The organism is Devosia beringensis (genome assembly GCF_014926585.1).
Lineage (GTDB): Bacteria > Pseudomonadota > Alphaproteobacteria > Rhizobiales > Devosiaceae > Devosia > Devosia beringensis.
Map to the genome: position 1 here is coordinate 3,466,263 of NZ_CP045422.1, position 20,374 is coordinate 3,486,636.

The 20,374-nt window shown below is 65.2% G+C and carries 20 protein-coding genes; 12 read left to right on the forward strand and 8 right to left on the reverse strand.

Features of this window, described 5'->3' with window-relative positions:
- Nucleotide 1: 1 nt before the first annotated feature.
- From GDR53_RS16850 to GDR53_RS16860, 3 genes are all read right to left on the reverse strand, one after another.
- Entirely contained in the window at nucleotides 2-790 is a 789-nt protein-coding gene (locus tag GDR53_RS16850; RefSeq protein WP_193335590.1) for a family 16 glycosylhydrolase, read from the reverse strand.
- A complete protein-coding gene (locus GDR53_RS16855) occupies nucleotides 787-2,019 on the reverse strand; it encodes a polysaccharide biosynthesis/export family protein (protein ID WP_193335591.1) in 1,233 nt (410 codons plus the stop codon). The genes GDR53_RS16850 and GDR53_RS16855 overlap by 4 nt, the downstream gene beginning before the upstream one ends.
- A gap of 124 nt (nucleotides 2,020-2,143) precedes the next feature.
- Nucleotides 2,144-2,764 (reverse strand): hypothetical protein, encoded by a 621-nt coding sequence (locus tag GDR53_RS16860; protein ID WP_193335592.1) that lies wholly within the window; start codon nucleotides 2,762-2,764, stop codon nucleotides 2,144-2,146.
- Nucleotides 2,765-3,188: 424 nt separating this feature from the next.
- Between GDR53_RS16860 and GDR53_RS16865 the strand changes: the two genes are divergently transcribed.
- From GDR53_RS16865 to GDR53_RS16875, 3 genes are all read left to right on the forward strand, one after another.
- Nucleotides 3,189-3,392, forward strand: coding sequence for a hypothetical protein (locus GDR53_RS16865; protein ID WP_193335593.1), 204 nt, complete (start codon nucleotides 3,189-3,191; stop codon nucleotides 3,390-3,392).
- A gap of 284 nt (nucleotides 3,393-3,676) precedes the next feature.
- Nucleotides 3,677-4,651 carry a Bug family tripartite tricarboxylate transporter substrate binding protein gene (locus GDR53_RS16870; RefSeq protein WP_193335594.1) on the forward strand — a complete coding sequence of 325 codons (975 nt, stop codon included), beginning with the start codon at nucleotides 3,677-3,679 and terminating at the stop codon, nucleotides 4,649-4,651.
- Between the two features lie 85 nt (nucleotides 4,652-4,736).
- Complete coding sequence (locus tag GDR53_RS16875; RefSeq protein WP_210321353.1) at nucleotides 4,737-6,119, forward strand: MmgE/PrpD family protein; 1,383 nt, start codon at nucleotides 4,737-4,739, stop codon at nucleotides 6,117-6,119.
- Between the two features lie 84 nt (nucleotides 6,120-6,203).
- On the opposite strand, the gene GDR53_RS16880 is transcribed toward GDR53_RS16875, so the two are convergent.
- Both GDR53_RS16880 and GDR53_RS16885 read right to left on the reverse strand, forming a co-directional pair.
- Complete coding sequence (locus GDR53_RS16880; RefSeq protein WP_193335596.1) at nucleotides 6,204-7,700, reverse strand: tripartite tricarboxylate transporter permease; 1,497 nt, start codon at nucleotides 7,698-7,700, stop codon at nucleotides 6,204-6,206.
- Between the two features lie 2 nt (nucleotides 7,701-7,702).
- A complete protein-coding gene (locus GDR53_RS16885) occupies nucleotides 7,703-8,164 on the reverse strand; it encodes a tripartite tricarboxylate transporter TctB family protein (RefSeq protein ID WP_193335597.1) in 462 nt (153 codons plus the stop codon).
- A 232-nt stretch (nucleotides 8,165-8,396) separates the two neighbouring features.
- On the opposite strand from GDR53_RS16885, the gene GDR53_RS16890 reads away from it, so the two are divergent.
- Complete coding sequence (locus GDR53_RS16890) at nucleotides 8,397-9,401, forward strand: NAD(P)H-quinone oxidoreductase (protein ID WP_193335598.1); 1,005 nt, start codon at nucleotides 8,397-8,399, stop codon at nucleotides 9,399-9,401.
- 4 nt (nucleotides 9,402-9,405) lie between these two features.
- Here GDR53_RS16890 and GDR53_RS16895 read toward each other — a convergent pair whose 3' ends face one another.
- Complete coding sequence (locus GDR53_RS16895; protein ID WP_193335599.1) at nucleotides 9,406-10,215, reverse strand: DNA-binding transcriptional regulator; 810 nt, start codon at nucleotides 10,213-10,215, stop codon at nucleotides 9,406-9,408.
- 116 nt (nucleotides 10,216-10,331) lie between these two features.
- On the opposite strand from GDR53_RS16895, the gene GDR53_RS16900 reads away from it, so the two are divergent.
- A complete protein-coding gene (locus GDR53_RS16900; protein WP_193335600.1) occupies nucleotides 10,332-11,270 on the forward strand; it encodes a DUF6282 family protein in 939 nt (312 codons plus the stop codon).
- Nucleotides 11,271-11,386: 116 nt separating this feature from the next.
- Here GDR53_RS16900 and GDR53_RS16905 read toward each other — a convergent pair whose 3' ends face one another.
- On the reverse strand, nucleotides 11,387-12,301 hold the full coding sequence (locus GDR53_RS16905; protein ID WP_193335601.1) for a cupin domain-containing protein: 915 nt from the start codon (nucleotides 12,299-12,301) through the stop codon (nucleotides 11,387-11,389).
- A gap of 43 nt (nucleotides 12,302-12,344) precedes the next feature.
- Nucleotides 12,345-13,238: a BKACE family enzyme gene (locus GDR53_RS16910; RefSeq protein ID WP_193335602.1), complete on the reverse strand. Its 894-nt coding sequence runs from the start codon at nucleotides 13,236-13,238 to the stop codon at nucleotides 12,345-12,347.
- Between the two features lie 187 nt (nucleotides 13,239-13,425).
- On the opposite strand from GDR53_RS16910, the gene GDR53_RS16915 reads away from it, so the two are divergent.
- The 7 genes from GDR53_RS16915 (at nucleotide 13,426) to GDR53_RS16945 (ending at nucleotide 20,350) form a co-directional block, all read left to right on the forward strand.
- Nucleotides 13,426-14,199, forward strand: coding sequence for an HpcH/HpaI aldolase family protein (locus GDR53_RS16915; RefSeq protein WP_193335603.1), 774 nt, complete (start codon nucleotides 13,426-13,428; stop codon nucleotides 14,197-14,199).
- Between the two features lie 28 nt (nucleotides 14,200-14,227).
- Nucleotides 14,228-14,989 carry an SDR family NAD(P)-dependent oxidoreductase gene (locus tag GDR53_RS16920; RefSeq protein WP_232846658.1) on the forward strand — a complete coding sequence of 254 codons (762 nt, stop codon included), beginning with the start codon at nucleotides 14,228-14,230 and terminating at the stop codon, nucleotides 14,987-14,989.
- 105 nt (nucleotides 14,990-15,094) lie between these two features.
- Nucleotides 15,095-16,519 (forward strand): aldehyde dehydrogenase family protein, encoded by a 1,425-nt coding sequence (locus tag GDR53_RS16925; protein WP_193335604.1) that lies wholly within the window; start codon nucleotides 15,095-15,097, stop codon nucleotides 16,517-16,519.
- A gap of 56 nt (nucleotides 16,520-16,575) precedes the next feature.
- Entirely contained in the window at nucleotides 16,576-17,040 is a 465-nt protein-coding gene (locus GDR53_RS16930) for a tripartite tricarboxylate transporter TctB family protein (RefSeq protein WP_193335605.1), read from the forward strand.
- Between the two features lie 18 nt (nucleotides 17,041-17,058).
- On the forward strand, nucleotides 17,059-18,564 hold the full coding sequence (locus GDR53_RS16935; RefSeq protein ID WP_193335606.1) for a tripartite tricarboxylate transporter permease: 1,506 nt from the start codon (nucleotides 17,059-17,061) through the stop codon (nucleotides 18,562-18,564).
- Nucleotides 18,565-18,627: 63 nt separating this feature from the next.
- Nucleotides 18,628-19,251, forward strand: a complete 624-nt coding sequence (locus GDR53_RS16940; protein WP_193335607.1) for a nuclear transport factor 2 family protein — start codon at nucleotides 18,628-18,630, stop codon at nucleotides 19,249-19,251.
- A 121-nt stretch (nucleotides 19,252-19,372) separates the two neighbouring features.
- On the forward strand, nucleotides 19,373-20,350 hold the full coding sequence (locus tag GDR53_RS16945; protein WP_193335608.1) for a Bug family tripartite tricarboxylate transporter substrate binding protein: 978 nt from the start codon (nucleotides 19,373-19,375) through the stop codon (nucleotides 20,348-20,350).
- The last annotated feature ends 24 nt before the right edge of the window (nucleotides 20,351-20,374 follow it).

A 20,374-nucleotide genomic window follows, 5' to 3' on the forward strand; every position in this document is an offset into this window, starting at 1 on the left:
GTTAGTCCCCTTGCTCCTGGCACAGGATGGAATCATCGAAGGCGCAGTCTTCGCCCAGCGGGGTGAAGGCGACCCAGTCCACGTCCAGCGCTATGGGCGCGGTGACGGGAGTGAAGGCGCCCATCCAGTCGGTCAGCGTGTCCGAGCCCCACAGGCTGAAGAAGATGCGCTGCGGATTTTTGGGAATGGTCTTGGGGTCGTCCATGGTGCGAACCAGTTCGCCATCGATGTAGAAGCGAATGCGGTCAGGCTCCCAGGTAAAGGCATAGGTGATGAAATCGGCGTCTGATGGGTGGGGCAGCGCGTGGGACTGGCCGCTGCCGACCTTGCCGTCGCCGCTCTTGCCGTTGACAAAGGTGGTGGTGTCGACCTGGCTGGTGTCGCGCAGCAGCACTTCGAAGTCGATCTCGTCATGCGGCTTGCTCTGCTGGGCCCCGATATAGCTGAAAAAGGCGGCGTTGAGCCCCGATCCGCCGGGCGTCTTCATGCGCGTCTCGAAGGTGCCATAGCCGAAGGCGGTGCGGGTCTGGATCTCGCCGCAGCGATATTGGCGATCGTTCTTGGGCACGGGCGCAAAGCCAACCTTGAGCATTCCATCCGTGGCGGTGGCCTGATCAGTCGACCAGATGCAGTTCTGGTGGGCGCCGTTGCTCCAGCCGTCCGAAACGTACCAGCGCTTGAGATCAAGCGAGTCGAAGTCGTCGTGAAAGGCGGTGCCTTGAGCCAGGGCGGGACCGGCCTGGAGCAGTGCGAGAGTGCCCAAAGCGTAAAACAGTCGTGGTGCGATCATGGTGTCAGCTCCAGTCGCGCGACCACAACGTCGCCCGCTTCGATTGAGGTATTAAGGTCGGCAGCGACTTCCTCGCCATTGCGGACGATGGTGTAGCTGATGGTGGGTGCCGCATCGCCCGGCACAGAGAGGCCGGTGAACAGCGCGGCCTCCTGCACCAGGCCTTCCTGGGTGGTGATCTTGAGCTGCAGGGCGGCGATCTGCCCGTCCACGGTCTGGCGCTCGAGCGACAGGTCGGACAGGTGCTGATCGGTCAGCTGGGCCTGTTCGCGCTCGGCCGCCGCAATGTCCTGCTGGGCCTGCATTGTGGTGGTCTGGGTATCGAGCAGGCGTGATTCCAGATCGGAGACGCTGGTCTGCAGCGACGCCACGCGCGAGGCCAAAGCCAGGCCGTCATCGGAGAGCGCGGTGACCTTTTCGAGCTGTTCGCGGGCCAGTACCAGTTGCGCCTCGGTGCCGGTCGCCTTCTGCCCGAAGGCGTCGATCTGCCGGTTCAGCAGGGTGATCTGATCGGCCAGCGAGCTTGATTGCGCCGCCGCCTGCCGCCGCTGCGCCGACAGGATGGCGGCTTCGGCAGCGAGCAGGGCGTTGAGGTCATCTGCCTCGGCAAGCTCGGGCGGCACTGCGATGGCGTCTTCCCCTGCCAGCTCGGCGTCGAGCCGGGCCCGGCGGACCAAGAGGCGACGATACTCGTCCTGTAGCACCTGCAGCGTGCCCGACGTGGTGAGCATTTCCCGCTCGGGGCGGGCCGCAGCGTCGGCGGTACGGCGTTCGCCGCCGGCCAGAGCGAGGGCCTTGACCACCGTCAGGTTGGGCGCGAACGGATATTCGCCGGGCGTGCCGACATCGCCGGTCACATAGATCGGGCCATAGGCAGAGACTTCAACGGTGACGGTGGGGGCCGTGCTCAGCCCCAGGGTCTGCTGCAGGGTGCTCCCCAGGCTGGCCGCCAGATCGGCGCTGCTCTTGCCGGTGCCCTCGACGGCGCCGAGCATGGGAAAGTTGACGGTGCCATCGGCGCCCACGACATAGTCGCCGCTCAGCGCCGTCCATTCCTCGAAGGTCGAGCTGCCGGCATTCCACTGCACCACCCTGATGGTCAGCGTATCGGAGACGCCCAACGTGTAGGGCGTGGCCGCCTGCACGGTGCCCAGCCAGGCCAGGCTGATGCAAAGGCCGATGGCGAGCCGCAGGGATGGTGGATTGTGGTGCGGGGCAGTGCTTGGCAAATACCCGTCCTCGCTGCTGATGGTGTGGACGAGGATTGTCCATAGCGATCGTGCTCGCAATGGGGCGAGGCTGGGGCGAAGCCTGCCTCGATTATCCGGATATCACTATAAGCATATGAAAATACTATGTTTTCGGCTTGGGATGGATAGTTGCCACCCCAGTCAGGGCTGGCATGCGCGGAGTGGACAGCCGGACTTCCAGCCGCGCCGCGCGGCTGGTGGCATTGCGGCGGACGACCATGCCGGCCGGGGCAAATCCGAGCGAGGCCAGGCGGCGACGCTGTTGTGGCGACAAAGCGGGCCAGACCAGCCGGCGCTCGGCGTCGGCGAGCGCGCCAAACTCCTGCTGGTGCACATTGCTGCGGGTCTGCACCCCGAAGATCTGCAGGTTGGTTTCCTCGCTGAGCTGCAGCAGGGCGGCAAACAGGCGGGCGGCCCGCTGCGGCGACAGCTGCAGATTGCGGTCGAAATAGACCGCGGCCTCTTCCAGCTCCGTATCCTGAAGCTGGGTCTGGACGTGGCGGATGATGTCCTGGCAGGTCTGCTGCTTGAGCCTGGCGGTCAGGCCATGGGCATAGGCCCGAGCTTCCTTGGGTCCCAGCGGCTGGCCGTCAATATCAGCGCTGATATTGTAGCGGCTGACGCAGCTCTCGCAGATCCAGTTCGCCTGGCTCTGCCGGGTTACCGCATAGGTCACGCGCAGCGCGCTGCGCCCGCAAAAACCGCAGGCGCTGCTGATGGTCACGTCGTCGCTCAGCTGCCACGTAAAACGCCATTCGCGGGTGTCCCCCACATGGTCAAGCAAGGTGTACCGGTTTTGAACCAAAGCGTATTCTCTTGGTGGTTGCGGGGGCGATTGCGAATGGCCGGCGCACCGAGCTGACATGCGTGTGGTCAACGCGGCATTTGAGCAAGGACCCTCATCCAGGCGGCTGATGCAATCGTGCCATCACCTAAGCGTGAATTCCGGCTACAGCATGGCGACGGGGGTGGGGACCAGTTGGCGGATCACGCCGTGTCGGTGGATCGGGTTGGCGGAATGCTGCTCCTGGCCTGACGCAGCCGGACAATCGGGCGTCGCGCGGTGCGCCAAGACCATGGAAAAATACCCAAAGCTTTGAACGATGCTTTGGCGCATAGTCTAGCCAGCGTCAAAAAGGGACTCGGCCATGACCACGACTGCACAAAGCCTCAATCTCAAGCGGAACAAGCTGAAGGCGTCCGCAAGTGAGGCCTCGACACTGGCCCATGCCGAGCGCGAACTTGCCGACCAGCAGCATCTGGTGGCGCACAATCTGGAACTCCTGGCAGAAGACCTCTCCGTCCAGGTCAGCGCCGTGGAAGCGGAAATAAAGGCCATCGAAACCAAATAGGCATGGTCAAATCGGGCGGCCGGTTCTCCCCGACCGCTCACACCGCCCGTGGGCGCGAACACGACGCCGATTCTCCCACGCATTCATTGCAGATCGGATTTGGAACGGCTCTCGAGGCCGGGCCATTGCATGCATGCTCCGTCTCACTACGCTCACCGGAGACAGGTGGCTGCAGCCAGGCAGGGGCATTTCGCCAGATGAAATGCCGCGACGCACCAGGTGCGCGGGGCGGGCGGAACTGGCAGTGTTTGGCAAAGTGCTGAATGCACTGGGAGGAGAATACAATGCTGAAGCAACAAAGACCCGTAACCGCCGCGGTCCTCGCAGCGATACTGGCAGTGTCGACGGGTGCGCCGACCCTCGCGCAGGATGCCTATCCCGTCGACACGGTGACCATGGTGGTGCCCTATGCAGCCGGCGGGGCCGGCGACATCGTGGGTCGCCTGGTGGCCGATGAACTCAGCCGCCGCCTGGGGGTGAACTTCGTCGTCGAGAATGTGGGCGGCGCCAGCGGCGCGATCGGTGCCGAACAGGTGTCGCGTGCGCCCGCTGACGGCAACACCCTGCTCCTGGCGGGCAATGCCATCTTCACCACGGCGCCGCATCTGGCCGATGTCGGTTTCGAGCCCTTCGAGGACTTTACAGCGATCGCCAATGTGAGCGAGGCGGTGCGCATGCTGGTGGCGTCCAAGTCGCTGCCGGTGACGACGATCGAAGAGTTCGTCGCCTATGGCAAGGAACATCCCGGCGAGATGAACTATGGCTCGGTCGGCGTCGGTTCAACGGGTCATGTGGCCACGGTGGACATGCTCAACGCCATGGGCATCGAGGCGACGCATATCCCGTACAAGGGGGCTTCGGAAGTCGTGCAGGCGGTGCTGGCCGGCGACATACAGTTCATGATGGACGCCGCCGCCGTGGCCCAGGCGCGGCAGGACGCGGTCACGGCTCTGGCCGTTCCCGGGAGCGAGCCCCTGGCCGAGTTCCCTGACGTTCCCGCGCTTGCCTCGGTCGGCTATGACAGTATCAGCGGCACGGGCTGGCAGATGGTCATGGGTCCGGCCGGCATGCCTGCTGAGGTCGTGAGCATGGTCGAGACCGCGCTCAAGGAAGCTAGCACAGACGCCGAATTTGTCGACAAACTGACCAAGGCCGGCGTGTCGCCGCGCTTCATGGCCAGTGGCGAGCTCGATGCCGCCCTGCGCTCCGACTATGAACGCTTTGACGAGTTGCTGACCGGGCTTGGCCTGGCAAAATAAACACGCCCAGTTTGACGGCCGGCAGCGCCAGTGTGACGCTGCCGGCCGTTGTTTGTCATGAAATGCAACGGCTTTGAGGTAGATGATGACTGGCCTGAGTTCCGAGCTTGCCGATTGGGCAATCGGCTTTTCGCTCGACGCCGCGCCGGCCGAGGTCATCCACAATACGCGGCTGCGCCTGCTCGACGTGGTGGGCGTCATGATCGCTTCGGACAGCCATCCCAGCGTCGGATCGGCGCGCCGCGCGGTCGCTGATGCCGATGCCGGCGGGCAGGGTGCGCACAGCCTGATGGATAAGCAGCAGACCGCGCCCGCCAGCGCCGCCTTCATCAATGGCGTGGCCGCGGCGGTGCTCGAATTCGACGACACGCATCTATCGACCAATATTCACGCCACCTGCGTCGTCGCTGCAGCCGCGCTGCCGATCGCCCAGGCTGGATCCATGTCGGGCCGGGCGCTGCTCGAGGCCGTGCTGGTGGGCTCGGAGATCGTCTGCCGGCTCGGCCAGGTCACGCCGGTGCGCATGCACGAGATGGGCTTTCACCCCACCAGCGTCTATGGCGTCTTTGCCACCGCCTATGCCGTAGCGCGGTTGCGCGGCTTGCCGCGCCAGCAGATGGCCGATGCCGTGGGCACGGCCGCCAGTCTCTCGTCGGGCTCGATTGCCTCCTTTGAGGACGGTACCTCGACAAAGACCATGCATGTCGGCTTTGCCGCTGCCGCTGCCGTGCGCGCCGTCGCCCTGGCAAAGCACGGCATCTCCGGCCCGGGCAAGGTTTTCGAGGGGCGTTTTGGCTGGTATCGCAGCCATGTGCAGGCGGCCGAGAGCTTCGATTTTGATGCGCTGACCCGGGAACTGGGCACGCGCTGGGAACTGCTCAACATTGCCCCCAAGCTCTATCCCTGCGCCTATACGCTGATGCCTTTCATTGCGGCGGCGCTGGCGCTGCGCGAACAGCACGGCATCGATCCGGCGAGGGTCAAAGAGATCCGCTGCGAGATCATGCCGCGCTCCTTCCGCACGGTGTGCGAACCGGTCGAGGACAAAAGGCGCCCCCGCACGTCCTGGCATGGCCGCATCAGCCTGCAGCATACCGTCGCCGAAGCGCTGGCCCTGGGGAGGTTCGACAAGTCTGCCTATGCGGAAGCGAGCCTGCGCCATCCCGTCATCAATGCGCTGGCCGACAAGGTCATCTACCTGTCCGATCCCATCGCCGCCGCCGATACCAGCCGCTCGCGCGGCGTGGTGACGGTCGAGATGATGGATGGGCGCATCCTTACCCACACTGTGGAGGACATGCTGGGCACGGCGCGCAATCCCGCCGGGGAAGCGGTCTATATCGAGAAGTTCCGCGCCAATGCCGACGGCGTGATCGCGGCCGGCCAGGCCGACCAGCTCATCGACGGCCTGCTACACATCGACCAGATCCCTGATGTCGAGACGCTGCTGGCGCCGCTGCGGCGCTAGACACGTCCAGGGCCGCCGGGCTCCCAAACAAAAGCGCCGCCACGATATCGTGGCGGCGTTCTTGTTTGTGGCTTGCGCGTCTGGCTAGTCCGTCGCCTCGGCTCGGCCGCGGCGAACGAAGGAGGTGGTGGTGGCCGCCAGCACGGCGACGCCAATGAGCACCAGCGTGAGGCTGATGGGCCGCTCGAGAAAGACCATCGGATCGCCGCGCGAAAGGGTCATGGCGCGACGGAAATTCTCCTCGAACATCGGGCCGAGGATAAAGCCCAGGATGAACAGGGCCGGGTTGCAGCCTGCTGCCTTGAGCAGGTAGCCAAGCACGCCGAAGAAGACGAGCGAGTAGATGTCGAAGGCCGACGAACTGAGCGTGAACACGCCGACACAGGCGAAAGCCAGCACGAAGACGTAGAGCCAGTGATAGGGGACCCGCAGCAGCCGGACCCAGAGGCCGATCAATGGCAGGTTGAGCACGACCAGCAAGAGGTTGCCGATCCACATCGAGACGATCAGGCCCCAGAAGAGCTGGGGATGGTCGCCCATCATGCGGGGGCCGGGCTGGACGCCGTGGATCATGAAGGCGCCCAGCATCAGCGCCATGGTAGGGCTGCCGGGGACGCCCAGCAGCAGGGTGGGAATGAAGGCGGTCTGGGAGGCGGCATTGTTGGCGGCCTCGGGGGCAGCAACGCCTTCGACGGCACCCTTGCCGAAGCGCTCCGGCTCTTTCGAAGCGCTTTTTTCCACCATATAGGCGGTGAAGGAACTCATGGCGAGGCCGGCGCCGGGCAGGACGCCGAGTAGCGCGCCGAGACCGGTGCCACGCAGCACGGCCGGCCAGGAGCGACGGAAGTCGTCGCGGGTCGGCCAGAGCCGGCCGATCTTGCTGGAGGATACGGCCTGGCCCTGCGGTTCGCCGATATTGCCGATGATCTCGGCCACGGCAAACAGACCCACTGCCAGGACGGCGAATTCAACGCCGTCGCGCAGCTCGGGTATGCCGAAGGTGAAGCGGAACAGGCCGGTCGAAACGTCGGACCCGGCGGTGCCAAAGACCATGCCGAGCAGGGCGACGCCGATGCCCTTGACCACGCCGCCGCGGGTCATGGCCGCCGTGCTGAGCAGTGCGACAAAGACCAGGGCGGCATACTCGGCAGCGCCGAACCGCATGGCGATGGCCGCCAGCGGCGGGCCGGCCAGGGCAATCATCAGCGTCCCCACCGTACCGGCAAAGAACGAGCCGAGCGCGGCCACCGCCAGCGCGGCGCCCGCACGGCCTTGTCGCGCCATCTGGTGGCCATCGATACAGGTCACCGCCGAAGAGGCTTCGCCGGGCAGGTTGACCAGGATGGAGGTGGTGGAGCCGCCATAAGCGGCGCCGTAAAAGATGCCGGCCAGCATGATGATCGAGGCTTCCGGCGTGAGGCCGAAGGTCAGCGGCAGCAGCAGCGAGATGGTGATGATGGGACCGACGCCGGGCAGCACGCCAATGGCTGTGCCCAGGGTAACGCCCATCAGGCAATAGAGCAGGTTGACCGGGGTAACGGCGACCTGCAGCCCCATGGCCAGCGAGGAAAAGAGGTCCATGCTCAAAATCTCCAGGCCACGAGGCGGAACGGGATGCCGAGGCCAAAGTAGAAGATGGCGACGATGAGGGTGGCGACGGCCACGAGCACAGCGAGCAGTTCAAGCTTGCGCCCGCCCGCATCGGCAAACCAGCTGATGCCCACCAGCGCGGCCAGCGCCGGCAGCAGGCCAAGCCGGTCGATCAGCAGGCCGAAGGCGAGAATGGCGCCCAGGATGAACAGCAGGGGCCGGGTTCCCCGGCGCGAGAAAGCCGAGACGAGCTGCTCTCCCGTCTGCCGCGCAGCGCGGGTCTGGACCAGCTGCACCACGCCCATGACACACAGGCCCGCCCCGACCAGCATGGGCATGGCGCCCGAGCCGAGGGCGGCCATTGTGCCAAAGCCATAGCCGTAGCCGATGGCAATGGCGAGGGCACCGAAGACAAGGAAGATCAAGGCAGCGAGAAGGTCGGCATGGATGGTCATGGCTCGGCAGTCCGGTTGGGTGATGATCGATTTCTGACGCTAGTCGGTCGCCGAGTCGACACCCAACCCTCGCGGTATGGGCGGCGCGGAACAAGGCCATTGACCGGCAGTTCCGGCAGGCGGAACGCTGGTGCATCCAGGCCATCGTTCCATCCAGCGAAAACGCGGTGACGGCCGGTTTGCGAGGAGGGCGCAAGCTGATAGCCCGGTAGTCAAACAAGGAGCGGTCAGTTTGCGTGTTGTTCAGATCACAAGGCCAGGGGGGCCGGAAGTCCTCGATATCGTCGACCGCCCCATGCCCGCGCCGGGCCCCGGCGAGGTGCTGCTGGAAGTCTATGCCGCCAGCGTCAACCGTCCCGATATCCAGCAACGGCGCGGGCTTTATCCGCCACCGCCCGGCGTGACCGATATTCCCGGGCTCGACGCTGCGGGACGGGTTGCCGCCCTTGGCGAGGGTGTCGAGTCGCTCAAGGTCGGCGACGCGGTCTGTGCCCTGAGCAATGGCGGCGCCTATGCGGATTTCGTGGTGGTGCCGGCGGTGCAATGCATGGCAGTTCCGGCGGGCCTCAGCTTCATCGAGGCGGCTTCGCTGCCGGAGGCCTTTTTCACGGCCTGGAACAATATCATCTGGCTGGGCCGGCTGGCCGAAGGCGAGACGCTGCTGATCCAGGGCGGCACGAGCGGCGTCGGCATGGCCGGCATGCAGATGGCCAAGCTGCTGCGCGGGGCCCGCGTCTTTGCCACGGCAGGAAGCGCGGAGAAGCGCGCGGCCTGCATGGATCTGGGCGCCGATGCCGTGTTCGACTATCGCGGCGACTGGGCCGAGGCCATCCGCCAGCATGCCGGCGCGCATAGCCTGGACGTGGTGCTGGACGCACAGGCGGGTCCCTATGTGCAGCAGCAGCTGGACCTGCTGGCCCCCGATGGCAGGCTGGTCTTTATTGCCAGCCACCAGGGCGCCACGGCCGAGGTCAATATTCGCGATCTGGTGCGGCGCCGGCTGACGCTGACCGGCTCGACGCTGCGGCCGCGACCTGCCGCCTATAAGGGCCGCATCGCCACGGCGCTGGTCGAGGCGGTCTGGCCCCTACTGGCGGATGGCAGCATGGTCACGCGCATCCACGCAGTGTTTCCGCTCGCCGCGGTGCGGCAGGCGCATGAGCTGCTCGACGCCAATGAACAGCTCGGCAAGGTGGTGCTGGCGGTCAATGCCGACCACGCCGGCGAGCGCCCCTAGGCGCTCAGGGGATCGAGCCGAATTCGCTGACGTCGACCGACATGTTGCGCGACAGCCGGCCGAGGTCATCAGAAATGGCCACGGCGGCCGATTGCAGGATAGGGGCGAAGCGCTGGCAGGCCTCCAGTTCGGAGGCAAAGGCGGACTTGAAATAGGTCAGGCCCAGGCTGGCCAGCACGCGCCCTTCCTGGCTGATGATCGGGACGGCAATGGTGTTGGAGTTGCGCGGCTCGACCATGGACGAACGCGTGGCGTAGCCGACCTTGCGGATATGGGCCAGCATGCGCCGGATCTCGTCGGGATGGTGGCTCAGCCCATCCTCGGGATCATCCGATTTGGCCAGCACGTCGAGGATGAGGTCGAATTCCTCGGTTTCGATGAAGGCGACATAGGCCAGGCCCAGGCCGCGGGTGAGCATCTGCAGACGCCGGTTGACCGTGCTGTGAAAGGGCGAGACCGGGCTGTCGGGCACGGTACTGAAGCGGACCACCATGCTGTCATAGTCGGGCAGGGCGATGGCGATGGGCCATTTGTGCTTGCGGGTAATGGCGAGGGCCCAGGCCCGCCCGGCTTCGACGACGAGCGGGCTCTTGTGATAGCCCGAGCTCAGCGAGGTGACCATGGCGCTGACCTGATAGCCGCCCTGGCGCGAGTCGTTTTCGACATAGCCGGCTTCCTCGAGCGTCTTGAGGATGCGGACCAGGGTGGGCTTGGGCAGCCCCGTGCGGGCATGCAGCTGCGCGATGGTATTGATCGGCTGCTGGTTCAATTCCAGCAGCACCGTCAAACCCCGTTCGATCGATCGAATTCCCACTGACACCCCTCCCTGAGCGACGGCGTACGTTTCGTAGCACGAAACAGGGCGGACTATAGGTTGAGGAGCGCCGCCGTCAACCACTATGCCGAACCGGTACAAGGCGGGAGACCACGATGGCGAGCAGTGAACAGAATCGGGAAGAGGCACGGCGCCTCATGGCAGGGGTCGACGAGGGCCTTGCAGCGAGCATCCTCAAGGGCGCGCTTGACCTGCATGTCCATTCCGGCCCCTCCACCATGCCGCGCCAGCTCGACCATATGCAGGCCGCCGAAGAGGCCATCGTCGCCGGCATGCGCGGCGTGCTGTTCAAGGATCACCACTATTCGGTGGCGCCGTTCATCCCGCTGATGGAGCGGCTGATCGACAAGCCCGACTTCTCGATGTTCAGCGGTCTCGTGCTCAACAATTCCACCGGGGGTCTGGACCCCTATGTGGTCGATGCCCAGCTCAAGATGGGCGCCAAGCTGATCTGGATGCCGACGGCGCAATCGGCCAATCACATCCGCAGCTCGCACCGCAAGTCGCGCCTGGTGTCCAATGTCGCGCTGATGAATTCGCCGGCGCTGACCGTGGTCGACGAGCTCGGCAATGTGCTCGATGTGGTCAAGCAGATCCTCGACCAGATCGCCGAGTTCGACGTCATCTTGTCGTCCGGGCACCTGCATGTCTGGGAAATCTGGAAGCTGTTCGACGAGGCGCGCAGCCGCGGCGTCAAGCGCCTGCTGATCAACCATCCGATGTATGGGCTGCACTTCACCTATGCCGACATTGCCGATTTCGCCAAGCTGGGCGTCATCGTCGAGCAGTCGGCGGCCATGTATGTCGACTCGCGCTTCAACGTCTATTCGCCCACCGAGCTCAAGGAACATATCGAGGCCGCCGGCGTCGCCAATTCCTCCATCGGCTCCGATCTCGGCCAGGTCGACAATCCGACCCCGGTCGAAGGCATGCGGCAGGCCATCAAGCTGTGCCTGGCGCTCGGCTTCAGCGAAGCCGATGTGCGCACCATGGTGGCCGACAACCCGGCCCGCCTGGTCGGCCTCACGCCCTGATTTTTTCGGGAGGAGCGCGTGAGTGCGCTCATCCCGCCCTTTTGCCAACTGACCAATAAGAAGGCCGGGATGCCATCAGCATCCCGGCCTCACTGCTTTCACAGCCGGCCGAAACCTCAGCTTTCCGGCATCGGATAGTCATCGGCATTGAGCACCCAGCCGGGCTTGGCCGAGAAATCCAGGCGCGGCGGCGCGAAGATGTCGACCAGCTGGTTGACGCCGGGACCCTCGGCCGTGGTGGTGTGGATCGAGGGCGGCGGGATGACGCAGACCGAGGGCGACTCGCAATAGAGGTGCTCGTCCTCGCGCCAGACATTCATATTGGTCGTCCATGGCCAGCGCAGGTGATGGGTGAAGGCGCCGCTGAGCGCCAGCGAGCACTGCTCGAAATCGTCGTGATGGTGCGGCGAGACATTGTCGCGCGCCCGCGGGCCATTTCTAGGCGTGAGGAAGTTGATCATGAAGGTAGTGCAGCGATAGATGCGGCCGAAGCGGGACGGGTCTTCCGGCACATCCAAGGTGTACCAGCGCAGCCTCAGGCCGCCGGCCGGTTCGGGCCAGGGCTGGAAGGGCGGCACATTGGGATGCGGCTGCCGGAAGGCGTCGGCGTTCGAGGCCGCCTCGGCCATGTCTGTTGATTTGGGCGTCAGCAGGCGGATGATCGTCCCCGATGTCAGCATGCGGATGCTGCTGTCGCCGGGCGGCACGAAAACCACGGAATAACCAGGCACGACCTCGGCCCCGGCAGCGGTGGTAACCTCCACCTGGGTCTCCGCGTCGGGAATGATCACGGCATATTCGTCGGGCTGGGCGCTGCGCACGAAACTGCCGCCGGCCACGGCCTTGCTATAGGCCAGGACGAAGTTCTGCCCGCGGGCAATCCAGGTCTCGCCGCCGGCGTCGCTGACCTGCGGCGCGGTGCCATAGAACAGGGCCAGCTGGGAGCCGAAGAAACTGGTATGCACCCAGCCGGCTTCGGGCTTGGCGCCGCTGCCGGCCAGGGTGGATCGGGGGTCGCTCGCAGTATACATGGTGTTCTTCCTTCGATGTCCTGTCGCGTGATGAAGTGCGCCGTCACGCCGGGAGCGGCGCCTGCTTTTTCAATCCGAGGATTTCGCGTGCCTCGCCGGGGGTGGCCATGGTGCCGCCCAGGTCGCGCACCATGCGCACGGCCTTTTCGACCAGCTCGGTATTGCTCCGGGCCAGCACGCCCTTTTCGAGGAAGATGTTGTCTTCCAGGCCGACCCGCACATGGCCGTCCAGCAGCCAGGCCTGGGCCAGCATGGGGAATTCAAAGCGGCCCACGCCGCAGCCGCCCCAGTTCGACCCGGCCGGCAGCAGGCTGCGCAGATAGGCGAGCGTTTCGGTCGTGGCGATGGCGCCATAGCGAATACCCAGCACGATCTGGCAAAATACCGGCGCTTCCAGCTTGCCCTGGCGCACCATGTCGTTGAGCAGCTGGATATCGCCGCTGTCGAAGGCCTCGATCTCGGGACGAACGCCGGCCGCCTGGATGCGCTCGGCCATGATCGACAGGTTATTCGGCGTGTTGATGACCACCGAGGTGCCCGAAAACATGGTGTTGAAGTCGAGGCTGCACAGCTCCGGTCGCAGGGCCTCGATATGGGTGACGCGGGGTTCGGGACGGATCAGCGTGGTACCGGGCGCGGCGACGCTGGGATTGTCTTCGCTGGGAATGAAGCGCTGCCCTGGCCCTGTCGTCAGGTTGATGACGACGTCCTCGTCGGCCGCGCGCAGGCGCTCGACCACTTCACGATAATGCTTGAGCTCCATGCTCGGTCGGCCATCGTCATGGCGCACATGCACATGGATGATCGCCGCGCCGGCACGGATCGCCTCGAGGCCGGCATTGGCGATCTGTTCGGGCGTCACGGGCAGGTAGGGGGTCTGGGCCAGCGTCGTGATATTGCCCGTCACCGCGCAGGTGAGGATAGTCGGATTGGCCACTTTGGGGTCCTTTGAACAGCACACTGGCACGTTAGGTCCCACTGCTGCGGCCTCAACGGCAATGCGTTTCGTCGGGCGTTTCGCTTGCAGAAACGGCCCCGCCGGCCATTTCGCACAGGGAAACGGTGGCCGTTCAAGGTCGGTCACTGGAGCTGTGGTGTGTAGAAGGAGCGGACAAGGAGATCACATGTCCGACCCGCGCCCGCATTTTTCCTCGTTCCGTCAACGCCTGCTCGACCGGCAGCGCTTGTTCGGCACTTTCGTCAAGCTGCCGACCACGCAGGTCATCGAAATGCTGGGCCAGATCGGTTATGATTTCATCATCATCGACCAGGAGCATGCGCCGCTCGACCGGGCCATGACCGACCTGATGATCTTTGCGGCGCGGGCGTCCAACCTGGCGCCTGTTGTCCGGCTTGCCGAATTTACCGAGGCCAATGTGCTGTCCGCCCTGGACTGCGGCGCCATGGGCATCATGGTGCCGCATGTGGCGTCCGTGGAGAAGGCAGCGGCCATCGTCCGCGCCGCGCATTATTCGCGCGGCAGCCGCGGCTTTGTCGGCCTGTCGCGTGCCAGCAACTGGGGCAGTGCCGGCCCGGTCCAGCATATGGCGCTGCAGGACAGCCAGATCGCGGTGATCCCGATGATCGAGGATCAGCACGCCATCGACCTGGCCGGCGATATTGCGCGCGTCGAGGGCATCGACGCCTTGTTTGTCGGCCGTGGCGATCTGACCGCGTCGTTCCGGGATGATCCCGAAGCGGCCAGCAAGGTCGGTGAGATTGCCCGACGCGTGGCGGCCGCCGCCAAAGACGCCGATACGCCGCTGATGATGCTGCCGACCAGCCGGGCCGACTTTGACTTCGTCGCTTCCATCGGCGCGTCGGCCATGGTGATTTCGAGTGATCACGGCTTCATCCGTTCGGCTGCGACGGCGGCGCTCAAGGATTATGGTGCCTGACGCGGCGGCGCGGGCAGGGGAGATTGCTATGCCATTGATCGAGATTCCACCGCTGGCGGTGCCGCGCACGGTGCTGGTCACCGGCGGCAGCAGCGGTATCGGCCGGGCGACGGCGGCGCGGCTTGCCGCCCTGGGGTCGATAGTCGTCATCGGCTACAATAGCCGGGCGACGCTGGCCGATGAGGTCGTTGCCGGCCTGGCGGGCAGCGGCCACCTGGCCCTGCGCATTGCCATGGGCGATGCCGAGACCATCACCGCCGCCGCCGCGACCATCGAGCAGCGGTTCGGCAGCCTCGACGCACTGGTCAATTCCGGTGGCTCCACCACCCCGGTCGCCGCTGGCGATCTCGATGCACTGAGCGACGCGATCTTCGACCAGACGGTAATGATCAATCTGCGCGGGCCATTCGCCGTGGTGCGCGCCTTCCGGGCCTTGCTCGAGCGCGGCAATGGCGCCGCCATCGTCAATGTCTCGTCCATTGCGGCGCGCACGGGCCTGGGCAGCAGCCTGGCCTATGTGGCGGCCAAGGCGGGTGTCGACGCCCTGACCATTGCGCTGGCCAAGGTGCTGGCGCCCAGGGTGCGGGTGTTTTCAGTGTCGCCAGCGGGGGTGGATACCGGCTTCGTGCCTGGCCGTACTCGCGAGCGGCTGGAAAAGACCGCCGAGCGGTTGCCGCTGGGCCATGTGACCACCCCCGATGACGTGGCCCGGGCCGTCGTGGCCTGCATCGTCAACCTCACCAGTTCGACGGGCATTGTCGTGCCGGTCGATGAGGGACGGCATCTGTGAACCGGGCATTCGCCTGACGGAACGCGCCGCCTCGCGCGTTGCGGCCGCGGGCGGATGATCTACTACTGAGGCAGTAATTGCCCGACGGGCACAAGGCAGGCCGGCATGGACAGGTTGAAATTCTATATTGACGGCCAGTGGGTCGATCCCGCCGTTCCAGCGACGCTTGGCGTGGTCAATCCGGCCACGGAAGAGAGCTTTGCCCGGATCAGTCTCGGCTCGGCGGCCGATGTCGACCGTGCCGCCGCGGCGGCCCGTCGCGCCTTTGCCTTCTATGCCGAGACCAGCGTCGCGCAGCGCCTGGACTGGCTGAACGGCATCATCGATGGCTTCCGGGCCCGGCTGCCGGCGCTGGCGCGCACCATGACGCTGGAAATGGGCTCGCCCATCACTTTTGCCACCGAGCGCCAGGCGACGGTTGCGCTGTTCCACTTCGAGGAAGCCGTGCGCGTCCTCACCGATTTTGCCTTCGAGGAGCCCATGGGCGCCGGCATCGTCCGCCACGAACCCATCGGCGTCTGCGGGCTGATCACGCCTTGGAACTGGCCGCTCAACCAGGTGGCCTCCAAGGTGGCGCCGGCCCTGGCGACCGGTTGCACCGTCGTGCTGAAACCCAGCGAGATGGCGCCGCTCAGCGCCATGATCCTGGCCGAGATCATCCATGATTCCGGCCTGCCGCCGGGTGTCTTCAACCTGGTCAATGGCGACGGACCGAGGGTTGGCGAGGCGATTGCCTCCCATCCCGAGGTGGACATGGTGTCCTTTACCGGCTCGACGGGCGCAGGCACCCGCGTGGCCATGCTGGCCGCCCCCACGGTCAAGCGCGTGGCGCAGGAACTGGGCGGGAAATCGGCCAATATCATCCTCGACGATGCTGACCTGCGCGCCTCGGTGATTGCCGGCGTGTATGCCTGCTACACCAATGCCGGCCAGAACTGCCAGTCGCCCACCCGCATGCTGGTGCATGTTTCGCAGCGCGAGGCGGCCTTTGACGCGGCGCAGGCGGCCGTGGCCAGCATCCGCCTGGGCGATCCGCTGCTGCCAGAAACCACGTTGGGGCCACTGGTCAGCCAGGGCCAGTTCGACAAGGTGCAAAGGCTCATCCAGGCAGGCCTCGACGAAGGCGCGACGCTGGTTGCCGGCGGCCTGGGCCGCCCGGCCGCGATGAACCACGGCTATTACGTCCATCCCACCGTGTTCGGCGATGTCACGCCGCAGATGACCATCGCGCGCGAGGAGATTTTTGGTCCCGTGCTGTCGATCCTCAATTACGAGACCGAGGACGAGGCCATCGACATCGCCAATGACACGCCCTTCGGTCTGGCCGGCTTTGTCCAGTCAGGTGACCCGGAGCGGGCGCTTAAGCTGGCCAGGCGGATCCGCGCCGGCCGGGTCTATCTCAACGGCGCGGCGTTCGACCGCAGCCTGCCCTTCGGTGGCTACAAGCAATCCGGCAATGGTCGGGAATTCGGTGTCTACGGCTTCCGGGAATATCTCGAGGTCAAAGCCGTGCTGGGCTATCCCGGATAGGCATACAAAGCTGGCGTTCGACCGGCAAAGAAGGCGTCAGCACAGGAGGAGTGCCCGTGAAACTAACTCAGGATGTCGTTCAGGGAGGCCTGTTCCTTGCCATTGGCCTGGTGGCCTTGCTGCTCGGACTGGACTATCCGCTCGGCACGCCGGGGCGGATGGGGCCGGGTTTTTTCCCGATCATCATCTCCGCTATGCTGTGCCTTACCGGGATCGGCATCCTGCTGCGCGCGCGGCTCGGCACGTCCGAGGTCATCTACATGACGCGGTGGCTGCCGCTTTTCATCGTCTCGGGCGCGATCATTGCCTTCGGTTTCCTGCTCGACAAGCTGGGCCTGCCCCTGGCCGTGCTGCTGCTCTGCATCGGGGCTGCTTCGGCCAGTATTCGCTTTCAGTTCGACTGGAAGGCCGTTGCCGGCGCCGCGGTGTTTTCGCTGATTTGCGGCATTTTGTTCGTCACCCTGCTTGGTTTGCCCATACCGCTGGTCGGTAGCTGGCTGCAGGCAATGGGCGCCCCCTGATAACTCCCGGAGTTCGACATGGATATCTTCAGCGGGCTGCTGCTCGGCCTCCAGACGGCCAGCACGCTCACCAATTTCACCTATTGCTTTGCCGGCGTGCTGCTGGGCACCGCCGTGGGCGTGCTCCCGGGACTGGGGCCGATCGCCACCATTTCCATGCTGCTGCCCTTCACGTTCGGCCTGCCCGTCGATACGGCGCTGATCATGCTGGCCGGCATTTTCTACGGCTCGCAATATGGCGGCTCGACCACGGCGATCCTGATGAACCTGCCCGGCGAGGCATCCTCAGTGGTGACCACGCTGGACGGCCATGCCATGGCCAAGCAGGGCAAGGCCGGCCGCGCCCTGGCTGCGGCGGCCATTGGCAGCTTCTTTGCCGGTACCGTCGGGACCCTGTTCATCGTCATTGCCGCGCCGCTGCTGGCGGGCATGGCGCTGAGCTTCGGACCCACCGAATATTTCTCGCTGATCGTGCTGGGCCTGGTCACCTCGATGGTGCTGACCTCAGGCTCGCTGCTGACCGGGTTCGGCATGGTGCTGCTCGGCATGCTGCTGGGCATGGTGGGGACCGACGTCAATTCGGGCGCCGCCCGCTATACCTTCGGCTCGCCTGACCTGATGGACGGGCTCAATTTCGTGGTCATTGCCACCGGCATTTTCGGCCTGGGGGATGTGCTGGCCAATCTCGAACACGAGAGCAGCCGCGCCGCCAGCATTGCCAAGGTCAGTTCGCTGTTTCCCACCCGCGAGGACTGGCGGCGGATGACCGGGCCGATCCTGCGCGGCACCGGCATTGGCGTGCTGCTGGGCGTGCTGCCCGGCGCCGGCCTGCTGCTGTCATCATTCTCGGCCTATGCGCTGGAAAAGAAGATCTCCAAACATCCCGAGGAATTCGGCAAGGGCGCCATCGAGGGCGTGGCCGCGCCCGAAGCAGCCAATAATGCGGCAGCGCAAACCGCCTTCATTCCCATGCTCACCCTGGGCCTGCCGGGCACCGCCACCATGGCGCTGATGATCGGCGCCCTGGTCGTGCAGGGCGTGCAGCCGGGCCCCAATATCCTGGTGGAACAGCCGGCGCTGTTCTGGGGCCTCGTGGTCTCGATGTGGATCGGCAACCTGCTGCTGCTCATCCTCAACCTGCCGCTGGTCGGGCTGTGGGCCAGGCTGATCTCGATACCCTACCGGTACCTGTTCCCGCTGATCTGCGTGTTCACGGCCATCGGCGTCTACAGCATCCGCAACAGCGCCTTTGACGTCTACCTGATGACCCTGTTCGGCGTGCTGGGCTATGTCTTCCGCAAGGCGGGTGCCGAGCCGGCGCCGCTGATCCTGGCGCTGATCCTGGGGCCGATGGCTGAGGAATATCTGCGGCGCGCGCTGCTGATCTCGCATGGCGATGCCAGCGTCTTCTTCACCAGCCCGGTCAGCGTGGGCACGCTGCTGATCGCGCTGGTGCTGCTGGTCTCGATCCTGCTGCCCGCCTTCCGTCGCGTGCGGGAGGAAGGCCTGACGGAAATTGATTGACCTGGTCAGGGTGGTGATTGCTTCAGCTTTCCAGCCGCTTGCCGGCACTATTGAGGACATGACATGAGCGCCATTGGCGAAAAACGCCTGCAGGACCATCTCGATCGCGAAAGCCTGTTCGACCTCGTGCGCCGGGAACGCTTTGCGCGCGACCAGCGCCGGTTCGACGTGATGGCGGCCTGCTTTCGCCGTGACGCCTATATCCGCACCAGCTGGTATGACGGAACCGGCGGGGACGCCTATGTCGCGGCCAGCCGCAAATGGATGAGCAATACCGGCAACAGCAAGCACTGGGTGTTTCCCGCCTTCGCCCAGATCCGCGGCGACCGGGCGACGGTGGAAAGCCCGGCCAAGATCTTCAACCGGGCCAAGCTGGACGGCGTCGAGATCGACTTTGAGGTGTTCTGCCGATTCTTCTCGCGGGCTGTGCGCGAGGACGGCGACTGGAAGCTGGCCAGTTTTCATGTCCTGTTCGAGCGAGACGTCATGGCCCCCGTTTTTGCCGGCGATTCCCTGCCGGTCGACCGGGCCCTGCTCGACAGCATGCGACCGTCCTACAAGTTCCTGACCTATATCCAGCGCAGCCGCGGTATTGCGGTGAACCAAGAGTTGCTGGGCGACGACCGGCCGGACGAGCTGGCCGCCTTTCATGCGGGCGAAGAGCGCTGGCTTGCCGGGGAAAACTAGGGGGACCTCGTTTCGAGGGATGAAACGCTCGGCGTCATGAATATGGATGGCGGACCGGGTGCGCTAAGTCTGATCACAGCGAAGCCCGGGCATTTGAAAACGGGCAAGCAGGAGGAAACACATGAAAAGACGTGAATTCATCGTCCTGGGTGGCACTGCGGGACTATTGGCCTCGACCGGGATGTCCTTTGGCCAGGACATCTGGCCGAGCAAGCCGGTTACGGTCATTTCGGCCTATCCGCCGGGCGGCACCAGCGACATCCTGGCGCGCCTCGTCGCCGATGTCCTGACCGCCGAGTTCAAGCAGAATTTCATCCTGGAAAACGTGGCCGGCGCTGCTGGCGCACTGGCCGGTGGCAAGCTCGCCCGCTCTGCGCCCGATGGCTATACCATCCTGGTCAGCGGTAGCGCGCCGCTGGCGGCCAACAAGGTGGTGCAGGCCAGCCTGGCCTATGATCCGGAAGCCGATTTCGAGGCGATCACCGTGCTGGCGGACAGCCCGGCTTTGCTGACGGCGAGCCTGGATGCGCCGGCCAACAATCTGCAGGAGATGATCGCCTATGCGAAGGCCAATCCGGGCCAGCTGAACATCGGCAATCCCGGCGCGGGCACCAAGGGGCATATCTGCGCGGCGATCATCGGCCAGACGGAGGGGATCGAGATCAACCACGTGCCCTATAAGGGCTCGCCGCCGCTGATGGCGGACCTGCTGGGTGGCCATATCGCGTTTTCGCTCGATGCGCCCGCCAACTACATTCCCCATATCAAGGCCGGCAAGCTCAAAGCCCTGGCCGTGACCTCCGCCACGCGCCTCGCCGAACTGCCAGACGTGCCCACCGTCGCCGAACAGGGCCTTGAGGGTTATGACCAGACATTGTGGTTTGGCATTGTCGGCCCCAAGGGCATGCCGGCCGAGATCGTCGGCAAGATCAACGACGCGCTCAAGGCTTGGAGCGTCTTGCCGGAATCGCAGGCCATGCTGACCTCATTCGGCGTCGCCGCCGTGCTTGAGGGTCCGGAGGCGATGCGGGAAACCGTGGCGCGCGAGATCGAAGCGATCCGGCCGCTGGTTGATGCCGGCCTGGTGCAGCCGACCTGACGAACGCACACCCTGCCTGCCGTT